Origin of the sequence: Rhizobium sp. CF142 (assembly GCF_000281145.1) — a bacterium.
Taxonomy (GTDB): domain Bacteria; phylum Pseudomonadota; class Alphaproteobacteria; order Rhizobiales; family Rhizobiaceae; genus Rhizobium.
The window spans coordinates 1-12,341 of record NZ_AJWE01000031.1 but is presented as its reverse complement, the minus strand read 5'-3'; the positions used below and the strand labels follow the sequence as shown (position 1 = coordinate 12,341).

Sequence of the window (12,341 nt, the reverse complement as noted above, 5' to 3'; positions counted from 1 at the left end):
CCCGATAGTGCAAATTAGAATACTAATTTTATAGACAATATTTCCTGTTTCGGCGATCCGTGCGAAGATCGTGGCTCGGTTTTTCAGGAGGTGACGTATGTTTGCGGCATTCAAAACTTTCCTTGCGCAGCTTTTCGGGAGCCGTGATCTACCGGTGTTCGAAACACATGCCCGCGCGACCGAAGAGGATGCCGAAAGCCGTTTGCGTAGCCTGCGTGAGGAAGAACTCTTCTGGCAGCCGACGCCGAATTCCTGGTACTGAGCGATCAGGTGTTATAGGTCTTCGCGATAGCTTCCGACGCGGCGCCGATATTCGCCGGGAAGCCGGCCTGCCGAAGCGCGGCGCCATAGGCAACGATATTTGCGAGAACGGTCTGGAAGGTTGCCCGCGCCCCTGTATGGTTGATACGCATGAGGTGGGACGAGCCTGTCCCGACACCTGATGTCAGCTCGACGCCCAACCCTGCCGCAAAACCAATCACAGAGGTGGATTCAATTCCTGATGGCAGGGAGACCGTTGTCACGAGGTTCGATGCCTGTTCTGCCGGAACCCAGAGGCTGGCGCCCAGTGCTGCAAGGCCGGCCCGGCTCGCCGAAGCTGCTCTCTCATGGCGGGTGACGATCTGCCCGAGGCCTTCCGCCTCGACCCGGTCGAGGGCAGCTTCCAGCGCAAAGAATTCCAGCGGTGCCGGCGTTCCTGGCAACGCGCCGCGGCCGGCATCCAGCCAAGCCTTCAGGTCGGTCAGCGACAGGATGGAATCACGCGGCGCACTGTCATGGAGGACCAGTTCCCAGGCATGCTGGCTGACCGATAGGGCCGAAACGCCGGCCGGCCCGCCGAGTGCTTTCTGCGGGCCGATCACGGCGATATCGATGCCCAACGCGTCGACATCGAGCGCGTGGCCACCGACGGAGGCAACGGCATCGACTATCGTCACAATGCCTCGCGCCTTTGCGAGAGCGACAATCTCCGGCAACGGATTGAGGATACCGCTTGCCGATTCCGCGTGGACGAGCGCGAGTATCTTGACATCGGGATTGGCATCCAGCGCGACGGCGATTGCTCTGGCCTCTATAGGCAGGCCGGGCTGAGCGACGATGTCGACGACGTGAGTACCGCCGCGCCGCAGCCATTGTCCAAACCAGCCGCCATAGGCGCTGGTGACGACGTTCAGTGCGGAAAAGCCAGGTCTGGCAAGGCTGGTCGCGACGGCTTCGAGCGCCACCACAGCCTCGGCCTGCACCAGCAGAACGTCGTTGTCCGTCTTCAGGATCGCGCCGATGCGGTGGGCGAGAGCGGCGTAACGTTCGGCCGGATAGACCGGCGCACCATAGAACGGGTTCCAGGCGACTTCGATCATGGGCAACTCCTTCAAACGGGTTCGGTTATAAGGCGCGGCACAGCCGCGACGAGCCGGCGCGCTGCATCGGATCGCGGGGCATTAACGATATCCGTTGCCGGTCCCTCCTCGACGATGCGGCCGGCATCCATGACCGCGATACGATGCGAAACCGCGCGCACCACCGCGAGGTCATGGGATATGAAGAGATAGGCAAGGCCACGCTCGCGCTGCAACTCGACCAGCAATTCGAGAATACGGCCGCGAACGGTCACGTCGAGCGCAGAAACGGCTTCATCCAGCACCAGCAGAGACGGCCGTGTTGCGATGGCGCGGGCGATGGCGACGCGCTGGCGCTGTCCGCCCGAGAGTGTGCGAACAGGGCGGGAGGCAAGGGCCGGGGGCAAGTCGACGCGTTCCAGCAGGGCGGCGATTTCGGCCGGCCGCTGTTTCCTGTTCGCAATCACATGGATCCGCAGCGGGTCGTCGAGAACCGAGGCGACAGAGGCCAGTGGGTTGAAGGCTGCGAGCGGGTCCTGAAACACCATTTGCATATGCGCGCGCCGGCGGCGCAGTTCGGCTCCGCGAAGCGCGAACCAATCTTGCCCTTCGAAGCGGATGGAGCCGGAATCGGGCTCCAGCAGACGCAGAAGGACGCGCGACAACGTCGATTTTCCACTGCCCGACGCTCCAACCAAGCCCAGGGTTTCGCCGGCTGTGATTGTCAGGGAAACAGCGTCGAGAGCTGCAACCTGCCGGCGGGAACTGGAGTAAGCCTTGGATAATGCATCTACGGTCAGAAGCTCGGTCATGAGGCCACCTCTGCAATCAGTGGCGGTGTGGAGAGATCGCGATGGCTGGCGATCAGAGCAGCGGTATAACTGTCGGTGGGCGACGACAGTACCGACCGAATGGGGCCTGCTTCCACCAACTCTCCATTGTGGAAGACGGCGACGCGATCGACGAAGCCGGAGGCGAGCGCGATATCATGGGTAATGAAGAGCAGCGTCATGCCTTCCTCACGCACCAGCCCGTCGAGAAGTCTGACGATCTCTGCCTGAACCACGACATCGAGTGCGCTGGTCGCCTCATCGGCGATCAGCAGGGCGGGTTTGGCCGCAATCGCCGCCGTGATCGCAACGCGCTGCCGTTGACCGCCCGAGAGCTGATGCGGAAAGGCGCGCATGGCGTTTGTCGGCTGCGGTAGGCGTACCCGCGTCAGAAGCTCTTCTGCGCGGGCATAGGCCTGCCGCCAGCCGAAGCCCAGGTGCCGCTGGGCAGCCTCCGCAATCTGCTCACCGATCGTCAGCACCGGATTGAGACTGGTGCTGGGATCCTGGAAAACAAAACCGAAATCGCGACCGGGGAGAGGAGCATAGCCGAGCGTCGGCCATGTTATATTGCCTTCGATCTTTGTGCGCTCAGGCAGAAGACCCGCGAGGGCTCGCGCAAGCGTGCTTTTACCGGACCCGCTTTCGCCAATGATCGCCAGCCTCTCTCCCCCGATGATATCGAGGTTGATGGATTTCAGCGCCGCCTCTTGTCCATAGCGAACCGAAAGCCCTCTCACGCTGCAGAAGGGAGCAGTCATCGCGGCCCTCCACCACTGTCGAGAGCCTTGGTCAGGCCCTCGCTGAAAAGGTGAATACCGAGAACGGTGATTGCCAATGCCAGACCGGGTAGCACGGAAAGATAGGCGGCCGAGCGCAGCACGCTACGGCCTTCAGCGATCATTGATCCCCAGGTGGCGAGATTGGGATTGCCGAGACCGAGGAAGGAGAGGGCGGCTTCGGTCAGGATCGCGCCGGCAACGATTGTGGCCGACAGCGCCAGGACCGGTGGAAGGGCGTTTGGAAGGATTTCCTTGAAGGCGATCTCGGCCGGGTGCATTCCGATCACGTGTGCGGCAGCCACATAATCCCGTTCGCGGATGGACAGCACCTGCGCCCGCGTCAGCCGCGCGGGATCGGCCCAAGTCCCGAGCGCAATGGCGAAGACGACGACGGGCGTCGAGACCCCGATGATGCTGACAAAGGCGAGTGCTAGCAGAAAGCCCGGAACGATCTGGAAGGCATCGACGATGCGCATCAGTGCTTCGTCGATCATGCCACCGGCAAAACCGGCAGCCATGCCGACAAAAAGCCCGAGCACCATGGCCGACAGCGCAGCGGCGATGCCGACGGCCAAAGAGGTGCGTGCGCCATAGAGCAGCCCGGCAAGCACATCGCGCCCCAGCCGGTCGGTGCCGAGCGGCAGGCTCGGATCGGTGAATGGCGCCAGCATGGCACGGCCGGCAATCCGTAGCGGATCTCCCGGCGAGATGACCGGCGCCAGCAGGCCGGCGACTAGAAGGGTTGCGAGGATAATAAGCCCGATCGCACCCTCCGGTGTTTTGAGAAGACGCCGCAGCAGGGTCACGCCCGGCCCTCCGATGCGCCGACGCGTGGATCAAGGGTGGCGTAAACGAGATCAACGATGAAATTGACGCAGATGACGAGAACGGCGCTGGTGAGGATAATGCCCATCAGGAGTGGCGCGTCACGGCCGTTGACGGCCTCCTGCGCCAACCTGCCGAAGCCGGGAATGGCAAAGACGCTCTCGATCACCACACTGCCGCCGAGCATGGCCGCGGACTGCAGGCCGAGCATGGTGATGAGCGGCAGCAGCGCATTGCGCGCCACATGCCGAAGCACGATGCGGCTGCGCGACAGGCCCTTTGCCCGGGCAAACAGCACGAAATCGAGCTTCCAGGCTTCCGCCATGCCGGAGCGCATGACGCGCAGAAACAGCGCGAGATAGATGAAGGCGAGCGCCCCGACCGGCAGGGCCAGATGCTCTGCGATATCGAGTGCCCGCGAAAGACCTGATTTGCCGGAGGCGATAGTCTCGATTCCGGCAATCGGCAGCCAGCGCAGCTTGACCGAAAAGAGGATACTGAGCACCAGCCCCAGCCAGAAGCTCGGAATGGCGTACATGATCAGCGAACCGATCGAGAGGAAGCGATCACGCAGGCTCCCCGGCCTTGCGCCGGCCAGAATGCCGAGTGCCGAACCAAGACCGAAGGAGAGCGCTGTGGCACTTCCCATCAGCAGCAGCGTGTTCGGCAGCCTCTCGGCGATCAGATCCCGCACCGGACGGTTGAAGGCCACTGACCAACCGAGATCGAGGCGGGCGAGTGAAGACAGATAGAGCCAGAGGCGGGCAAAGACTGATTGATCGAGGCCGTAACTTTCCCGCAGCGACTTGATGAGTGCGGCATCACCGCCACCGATCGAACCGAGATAGGCATCAACGGCGTCGCCGGAGGCGGATTCCAACAGGAAGAAGCTGAAGATCACAACGATCAACAGCACCGGAATGCTGCTAACGATCCTGCGTCTCAGGAGGAGAAGTGCACGTTTCACGCCGGACGAGGCCTCTGAGGGAAATCCGCATTCGACCCTATCACGATTGCAGCGCGGTATCGCCCCAGTTCGAAACCGCCCAGCGCGGATTGTCAGAGACGTTCAGCACCGTATCGCGAGCGACCGTGATGAAGCCCCATTCGGCGACATTGATCAGCGGCAGTTCGGCCACCACAAGCTGCTGGAACTTGTAGTAGAGGTCGGTGCGCGCCACGGTATCCGCCGTCACGGCTGCCTGCGCGATGATCTTGTCGAGTTCGGCGCTGACATAGCCGCCCTGGTTGGAGAAGGGCACGCCGTCGGGCGTTCCGGACTGGACGAGGATCGTTGTGGAAATCGCCGGATCGCCGCGGAAGACCGGCGGGCCGACCGCGATATCGAAGTCGTGGTCGGTGTAAACGGCCTTCTGATGAGCGGCGGCATCGGCGTTGACGATAACGGCGTCGATGCCGACGGCAGCAAGCGCCTGGCGCAGATAGTCGCCGAACTGGCGCGTCTCGTTGAAATAGGGCGCCGGCCGCAGCTTCAGCTGGAAACGGTTGCCATCAGGACCTCTCGTGTAGCCGCCCTGGTCCAAGATATCGTTTGCCGCCTGCACGTCGAAATTATAGTTCGCGACGTCGGCGGTGTAGAACTCTTTCGAATTCTTCGGAACGGGGCCGGTCGATTCCGTCGCATAGCCGAGGAAGATCGTGTCGACGACGAACTTCTTGTCGATCGCGTGGGCAATGGCCTGACGAACTCTTAGATCTGACAGTTCCTTGCGGCGATGGTTGATCTCGATGACGAGCTGATAGGTCAGAGCTTCATAGCCTTTGGAGATCACCTTGATGCCGTCGACCTTGGAGATACGGTCGAGATCGGCGAGCGGTACGGCCGAGAATGCAGCGAGATGGATCTCTTCGGCTTCGAGTGCGGCTCCGGCCGATTCACGGTCCGGCAGCACGCGGTAGACGATTTCATTAAGCTTCGGTTCGCCCTTTTGCCAATAGTTCTCGTTGCGTGTCAGCCGGTAATATTCACCAGGCTTGTATTCGGCGAATTTGAAGGGGCCGGTGCCGACAAGCGTGTTGTTGGCCGGGTTCTTGGCGATGTCCGTGCCCTCAAAAATATGCTTGGGAACGACGCTGGTGACGGCCGGAAGCGCATTGCGGATAAGCTGGAAGGGCGTCGGCTTCGAGAAGCGGAAGATCGCCGTGTGGTCGTCGGGCGTGTCGACCGCCTGCAGATTGGCAAAGACCAGGCGGCCGAGATTCTGAAGCGGCTTCCAGACGTTGAGCGCCGAGAAGGCGACGTCAGCCGAGGTGAACGGCTTGCCGTCGTGCCAGGTGGCGTTTTCGCGCAGCTTGAAGGTCACGGAGAGCCCGTCCGGCGAGCCTTCCCATGACGTTGCAAGACGCGGTGCGAGACCATCCGAACCTTCATAGGAGGCTTCCGCCAACGGTTCGATCACCTTGCTTGAAATGAAGAAGACGCCATTCGAGGCGACGATGGCGGGATTGAGGTTCTTCGGCTCGGAGTCGGCCGCGACGATCAGGCGTCCGCCGGCCGGCACATCTTGCGCCAGCACAATGCGCGACAACGCCGTCGTTCCAAGCAGCAGCGCCGTGCCCTTCAGCAGGCCGCGCCGAGAGATATCTGCAATAGTCATGCCCCCTCCTGATACCCAAGAAATTCAATGAACTATATTCGAGCTGAAACCGTAAGTGTGACAGGAATTAAATTCGAACAGGATGGCTGGGCGAGATATTTTTTGTCACCCAGCCATTATTTTTTCAACGGCCGCCAACGGCGAACCGCGGCGCGTCAATGCCGAGGTTGCGATAGGCCGCTCCCGGATGCGGAGCAACCAGCCGCGGCCCCGCACCGCCAAGCTTTTCGCGCAACGTACCCTGCCGGTATTCGGTCTTGTAGACGCCGCGCTTCTGCAACTCTGGCACCAGCAAGTCGACAGTGTCCTCGAAGCTTTCGGGCGTCACTGCATAGGCAAGGTTGAAGCCATCAACATCGGTATCCTCGACCCATTCCTGCATTAGATCGGCGACTGTCGATGGCGAGCCGACGAAGACCGGGCCGAAACCGCCGACGCCGACCCAGTCCGCCATTTCACGCACCGTCCATTCCTTGTTCGGATCGATGGTCGTGAAGGTTTCGACAGCCGATTGCACGGCATTCGTATAGCGGTGGCGCAACACCTCGTCCGGGCCGAACTGGCCGAAGTCAATGCCCGTCCAGCCTGATATCAGCGTCAGCGCTCCCTCGAAGGAAGCGTACTCGCGATATTCGTTGAACTTGCGCTGTGCCTCGGCATCGGTCTCCCCAAGCACGACGGTTTGCAGGTTGAAGGCAAGGATTTCGCGCGGGTTACGACCCAGCCGCTCAGCTGCCTGGCGAACATTGGCGACATAACGCTTCAGAACTGTCTTGGAGGGCGCAGCTACGAAGATGCATTCGGCATGCGCGCCGGCAAAATCCTTGCCGCGGCTGGAGGCGCCGGCCTGATAGAGCACGGGCGTGCGCTGCGGTGAGGGCTCGCTCAGGTGAATGCCGGGAACGTTAAAATACTTGCCGGAATGGTTGATCGGATGGACCTTTTCCGGATGGGTGAAGATGCCGGTTTCACGGTCGCGCACGACAGCATCGTCTTCCCAGCTTCCTTCCCAGAGCTTGTAGCAGACCTCGAGATATTCGTCGGCGAGATCATAGCGATCGTCATGGTTGGTCTGCGCGGCCTGGCCGATATTGAGCGCGCCGCTATTCAGGTAGGAGGTGACGATGTTCCAGCCGACGCGGCCCTTGGTCAGGTGGTCTAGCGTCGAGATGCGCCGGGCGAACGTATAGGGGTGTTCGAAGGAGAGCGAAGCCGTCAGGCCGAAGCCGAGATGCTCGGTCTCGTAGGCCATGGTTGGGATGAGCTGTAGCGGATCGTTGACCGGCAACTGCGCCGAATGGCGCAATGCGGCATCGACATTGCCGTTCAAGACATCATAGACGCCGAGCACGTCGGCGATGAAGAGACCGTCGAACTTGCCGCGCTCCAGCGTCTTTGCCAGATGCACCCAATAGTCGAGATCCTTGTAGGTCCAGGACTTGTCGCGTGGATGCCGCCACAGCCCTGGCGACTGGTGTCCGACGCAATTCATGTCGAAGGCGTTGAGCCTGATTTCACGGGTCATTTTATTCTTCCTGCATCGGTCGGCGAGGTGCGATTCAGGCGCCGACTGTTTTTCTGTTGATGAAGCTGAAGGCGAGCACGGCAAAGATGAGCGTGCCGGTGCCGACCTGCTGCCAGTAGAAGTTCAGGCCCGTCAGCAGCAGGCCGTTGGCAACGACACTGAGGAGCAGGACACCGAGGACGGTCCCGAGGATATTGGGCCGGCCGAGCGGCGACAGCGTCGTGCCGATAAAGGTCGCGCCGATGGCGTTCAGCAGGAACGCGTTGCCGGAGGAGGGGATGTAGACTGTCACAGTCGCCGTCAGGATAAGGCCGGCAACACCGGCAATCAGCCCGGCGAGAATGAAGGTGGCGGCAACAGGAGCGCCAAGGCCGATGCCGGAATAGCGCACGACGCTTGGCTGAATGCCGATCGAGACCACCACCCGCCCGAAACGCGTCCGGGCGAACACGGCGGCAGCACCGGCAATGACGACCGCGGCAATCACCAGCGGAACCGGCACATTGGCGATCGTGCCGTGACCGACGAAGCGGAAGGCGTCCGGCACGCCCGAGGGCGGCAGATAGACCGGATTTCCGCCATTGGTCAGCAATTGCTGGATGCTACGGCCTATAAACAGGGTGCCGAGTGTCGCCAGAAATGGTGCAACGCCGATCACAGATACAAGAACGGCATTGAACGCGCCGACCAGTGCGCCGGCTGCAAGGCCGGCGAGCAACGCGAGCGGCACCGGCTGGCCCGCCAGAACGAGGGAGACGAAGGCGAAACTTGCAAAATCGACGGCAGTGCCGACCGACAGATCGATGCCGCCTGCGGAGACGGCGAAGGTCATGGCGATCGAGATGACGGCGAGCAGCGTGAAATTGTTGACCAGAATGCTCTGCAGGTTGCCTGGTGTCAGGAATGTCGGCGCCAGGATAGAGAAGACAGAGAAAACTGCGATGAGTGCTACGATCAGGCCAAAGCGTGCGAGCCCCGCGAGCGAGCGTCCGGTTGAAGTCGAGGCGGACATGTCAGATCTCCCGCTTGCGCAGCAATGTCGTGGCCGACACGACAATCAGAATGAGAAGGCCCTGCACGCCGCTGACGAGCGTGCTCGGCAGGTTCAGGAGCTGGAAGCCATTGGTAAGGAAGCCGATGAACAGTGCCGATATCAGTGTTCCCGGAACAGTTGGCACCAGCCGCCGCGAAAAGACCGAGCCGAGCAACGCGATGACGACGACGGGCAGCAGCGCTTCGCCCGAACCGGTCGTGCTGCCGCTGAGATAGGAAACCGAGAGAATGCCGGCAAAACCACCGCAGAGCCCGCTGGCAATGAAGGCCCCGGCAAGCAGCCGCTTGAGCGGCAGCCCGGCGGCGCGCGCCGCATCCGGAAACTCGCCGACGGCATAGAGCCGGAGCCCGATCGGCGTGTATTGCACGATGGCGGTGGCAATTGTTGTAAAGCCGATCACCACGTAGGCGAGAACGGGAATGCCGAAACTATCCGAGGCCGATACCGTCGTGAGGAAATCGGTCGAAGCGGGCACAACGGTATTCTGCGTCAGGACGAGTTCGAGACCGGCGACAACATTCATCACTGCGAGCGTTGCTAGCAGCGGGACGATGCCCGCGAGCACGACGGCGACAGCGTTGACCGCGCCGATCGCAAGTCCGGTCAGCAAGGCCGCGGCTGCCGCTGTTGCGTCGCCATAACCGAGCTGGATTAGTGTCGCATAGACTGCAGCGCTCAGGCCCATATTGGCGGCAAGCGACAGGTCGATGCCGCCGGTGACGACATTCGAGCCGCCGGCAATCAGCACCACGGTCAAGCCGATCGCCAGCACGCCCGAAATGGCAGACTGGCCGAGAACATTGCCGATATTGCCGACCGAGAGGAAATAGGGCGCCGTCAGCGAGAACACGACGAGGATGGCCGCAAAAGCAAGCAACGAGCCGAAGCGGAGCGCCGCGACGGCTGCCGCGCCCTTCGATTGCGTCACGGGTTCCGAGGACGCGGCGGAAAGAGGAGCGAAGTGAACGTCAGCCGACATGGCGCAATCCTTCCGAAGCGCCGGTCGAGATCGACAGGACTTCATCCGTTGTGGTTTTGGAGGAGTCTAGCTCCCGGATCAGCCTGCCGCGGAAGAACACCAGGATCCGGTCCGTGATGCCGACGAGCTCCGGCAGGTCGGAGGAGAGCACGATGACGCCGGCCCCGCGGGCGGCAAGTTCGCCGATCAGCGCATAGATCTCGACCTTCGAGCCGATATCAACGCCGACGGTCGGCTCGTCCAGCAGGTAGATTTCCGACTGGCGGCTCAGCCATTTGGCGATCGCCACTTTCTGCTGATTGCCGCCCGAGAGTGTGCGGACCAGCTCATCGCGCCCGGCCGTCTTGATCTGCAGCCGCCTGATCAGGTCATCGGTATCGGAGCGTTCACGCTTGCGATCGAGGAAACCGAAACGGCTGTAGCGGGCAAGGCTTGGGAGCGTGACATTTTCTGTTACGCTGAGATCGAGGCCGACGCCGTGCCCGCGCCGATCCTCAGGAACAAGTGCAAGCCGACGGTCGACGGCCTTTGCCGGGCTGCGCGGCTGTGCTGCTCGGCCCTCGATTTCGATCTCGCCGCTTGCGGCCTGCTCCAGGCCGAAGAGTGTCCGGATCAAATCTTTGGCACCGGAGCCGAGCAGACCGGTGATGCCGAGCACCTCGCCGCGGCGCAGGCTGAAGCTGACATCGTCAAACCGGTTGGGCGCTGAAAGTCCGCGGATGTTCAGGATCGCTTCGCCGAGATCGACCTGGCGCTTGGGGAACATTTCGGCGATGTCGCGCTCAATCATCAGGCTGGCGATCGCCTTGGCCGAAGTTTCGCCAATCGGCAGCGAGGCCACATCCCGGCCGTTGCGCAGCACGGTGACGTGATCGCAGAGTTCTTCGATCTCGTTGAGGTAATGCGAGATGTAGATGATGGTCACGCCTTCGTCGCGCAGTCGGCGGATCAGGCGAAAGAGGATCTCGGCCTCGCGCCGCACCAGGGCTGCGGTAGGCTCATCGAAGACGAGAACTTTCGGCTGGTGAAGCAGTGCGCGGGTGATCTGGACGATCTGCCTTTCGGCGGTCGAGAGCTCGCCGATAAGGGCGTTCTTCCGCAGATTGATCCCGAAATAGTTGGCAAGGAGCTCGCTGGCGCGCTTCTGCATCGCCCGGCGATCGAGGAAGGGAGTTTTCGCAAGCCGCGTCTCACGGCCGAGGAACAAGGCCTCGCCAACGGTGAATGTCGGCACCAGCAGTCTTTCCTGATGGATAAAATGGATGCCGAGCTCTTCGTTGAGATGCGGCGTCAGCCGATCATAGGCCTTGCCTTCGATTTCAATCCCGCCCTCGTCTGCAACATGCAACCCGGCGAGCAGCTTGATCAGTGTCGATTTGCCGGCGCCGTTCTGTCCGACGAGTCCGTGGACGGTGCCGCGGTGTATAGCGAGCGATGCGTCGGCGAGCGCCTGGGCGCCGCCGAAGCGCTTGACGATGTGATCGAAGCGAATGATGACATCGTCATTGTCGGTCGCTTGCGTCGGGACGGGTTCAGTCATGATGCCGCTTTCCAGGGACATGCGGACTCTGCGGCGCTAGCCGCAAGGTCCGCCTTGATATCAGCCGATGCCGAGCTTCTTGATGATCTCGGAGACGTTTTCCTTGTTGGCGAGCAGCGCCGGAACATAGGTCTCACGCGGCAGCGTTTGGCCGGCGAGCAGCTGGGCGACGTTGCGCACTGCGACACGGCCGATCTCTGCGGGCTGCTGGGCAGCATCGGCGCCAGCCGGCGAGTTCTTATCGGCAACGAGCTGGAGAACTTCCGGGCTGCCATCGACGCCATAAGTGCGGATCTCGTTGCGGCCGGCAGCGGCGATCGCCTGCGTGGCGCCGAGCTGCGGAATATCCCAGGCCGACCAGACGGCCTTGATCGAGCCCTTATCCGGATATTTGTTGAGGATCGCGGTGATCTGCGCGAAGGCGTCCTGGACCGTATTCGGGATGACGTCACGCAGTTCCGGCTGGAGGATTTTCACCTTCGGGAAATACTTGATGACGTTGACGAGCTGGTCGTAACGGACGGCGCAGGGTGTCACGCCATAGAAGCCGTTGAAGACGACGATATTGCCTTCGCCGCCGATATCGGAGACGAGTTGCAGGGCGAGATCCTTGCCGATGCCCCAATTGTCCGACGTCGTGTTGTTGATCGAATTGGTCGAACCGACGTCGACGGTCAGCACCGGAATGCCTGCGTCACGGGCCTTCTTCAGCCAGGGATCGATGACGCTAAGCGTGCCGAGGATCTGGACGAGCGCATCCGGCTTCTGGGCGACGAGTGTCTGAAGCTGGGCAATCAGCTTGCCGTCGTTACGGCCGGCATCAACGGCTATCGGCTCGCCGCCGAGCC

The 12,341-nt window shown here is 61.8% G+C and carries 12 protein-coding genes; 1 reads left to right on the top strand and 11 read right to left on the bottom strand.

Annotation, left to right across the window (positions count from 1 at the left end):
• Positions 1–97 precede the first annotated feature (97 nt).
• Entirely contained in the window at positions 98–262 is a 165-nt protein-coding gene (locus PMI11_RS37260; RefSeq protein WP_007815826.1) for a hypothetical protein, read from the top strand.
• Between the two features lie 4 nt (positions 263–266).
• On the opposite strand, the gene PMI11_RS09065 is transcribed toward PMI11_RS37260, so the two are convergent.
• The 11 genes from PMI11_RS09065 to PMI11_RS09015 form a co-directional block, all read right to left on the bottom strand.
• Positions 267–1,361, bottom strand: coding sequence for a pyridoxal-phosphate-dependent aminotransferase family protein (locus PMI11_RS09065; RefSeq protein WP_007815824.1), 1,095 nt, complete (start codon positions 1,359–1,361; stop codon positions 267–269).
• 11 nt (positions 1,362–1,372) lie between these two features.
• Positions 1,373–2,152 carry an ABC transporter ATP-binding protein gene (locus tag PMI11_RS09060; RefSeq protein WP_007815822.1) on the bottom strand — a complete coding sequence of 260 codons (780 nt, stop codon included), beginning with the start codon at positions 2,150–2,152 and terminating at the stop codon, positions 1,373–1,375.
• Positions 2,149–2,931 (bottom strand): ABC transporter ATP-binding protein, encoded by a 783-nt coding sequence (locus PMI11_RS09055; RefSeq protein WP_007815820.1) that lies wholly within the window; start codon positions 2,929–2,931, stop codon positions 2,149–2,151. Before PMI11_RS09055 ends, PMI11_RS09060 begins: the two co-directional genes overlap by 4 nt.
• Entirely contained in the window at positions 2,928–3,758 is an 831-nt protein-coding gene (locus tag PMI11_RS09050) for an ABC transporter permease (RefSeq protein ID WP_007815818.1), read from the bottom strand. Before PMI11_RS09050 ends, PMI11_RS09055 begins: the two co-directional genes overlap by 4 nt.
• Entirely contained in the window at positions 3,755–4,744 is a 990-nt protein-coding gene (locus PMI11_RS09045) for an ABC transporter permease (protein WP_007815815.1), read from the bottom strand. The genes PMI11_RS09050 and PMI11_RS09045 overlap by 4 nt, the downstream gene beginning before the upstream one ends.
• A 40-nt stretch (positions 4,745–4,784) precedes the next feature.
• Complete coding sequence (locus PMI11_RS09040; protein WP_007815813.1) at positions 4,785–6,395, bottom strand: ABC transporter substrate-binding protein; 1,611 nt, start codon at positions 6,393–6,395, stop codon at positions 4,785–4,787.
• Positions 6,396–6,519: 124 nt separating this feature from the next.
• The gene (locus PMI11_RS09035) at positions 6,520–7,920 is read right to left on the bottom strand and encodes an LLM class flavin-dependent oxidoreductase (protein ID WP_007815812.1); all 1,401 of its coding nucleotides are present in this window, start codon (positions 7,918–7,920) and stop codon (positions 6,520–6,522) included.
• Between the two features lie 34 nt (positions 7,921–7,954).
• Complete coding sequence (locus PMI11_RS09030; protein ID WP_007815810.1) at positions 7,955–8,932, bottom strand: ABC transporter permease; 978 nt, start codon at positions 8,930–8,932, stop codon at positions 7,955–7,957.
• A 1-nt stretch (position 8,933) separates the two neighbouring features.
• A complete protein-coding gene (locus tag PMI11_RS09025) occupies positions 8,934–9,953 on the bottom strand; it encodes an ABC transporter permease (protein WP_007815807.1) in 1,020 nt (339 codons plus the stop codon).
• A complete protein-coding gene (locus PMI11_RS09020; protein ID WP_037071024.1) occupies positions 9,943–11,493 on the bottom strand; it encodes a sugar ABC transporter ATP-binding protein in 1,551 nt (516 codons plus the stop codon). Before PMI11_RS09020 ends, PMI11_RS09025 begins: the two co-directional genes overlap by 11 nt.
• A 60-nt stretch (positions 11,494–11,553) precedes the next feature.
• The coding region (locus PMI11_RS09015; RefSeq protein WP_007815804.1) for a sugar ABC transporter substrate-binding protein at positions 11,554–12,341 on the bottom strand (788 nt) is incomplete at its 5' end.

Coding starts and splice junctions, on each gene's coding strand:
- PMI11_RS09065 (WP_007815824.1), bottom strand. CDS start 1,361: ATGATCGAAGTCGCCTGGAACCCGTTCTATGGTGCGCCGGTCTATCCG.
- PMI11_RS09055 (WP_007815820.1), bottom strand. CDS start 2,931: ATGACTGCTCCCTTCTGCAGCGTGAGAGGGCTTTCGGTTCGCTATGGA.
- PMI11_RS09030 (WP_007815810.1), bottom strand. CDS start 8,932: ATGTCCGCCTCGACTTCAACCGGACGCTCGCTCGCGGGGCTCGCACGC.
- PMI11_RS09025 (WP_007815807.1), bottom strand. CDS start 9,953: ATGTCGGCTGACGTTCACTTCGCTCCTCTTTCCGCCGCGTCCTCGGAA.
- PMI11_RS37260 (WP_007815826.1), top strand. CDS start 98: ATGTTTGCGGCATTCAAAACTTTCCTTGCGCAGCTTTTCGGGAGCCGT.
- PMI11_RS09040 (WP_007815813.1), bottom strand. CDS start 6,395: ATGACTATTGCAGATATCTCTCGGCGCGGCCTGCTGAAGGGCACGGCG.
- PMI11_RS09060 (WP_007815822.1), bottom strand. CDS start 2,152: ATGACCGAGCTTCTGACCGTAGATGCATTATCCAAGGCTTACTCCAGT.
- PMI11_RS09020 (WP_037071024.1), bottom strand. CDS start 11,493: ATGACTGAACCCGTCCCGACGCAAGCGACCGACAATGACGATGTCATC.
- PMI11_RS09035 (WP_007815812.1), bottom strand. CDS start 7,920: ATGACCCGTGAAATCAGGCTCAACGCCTTCGACATGAATTGCGTCGGA.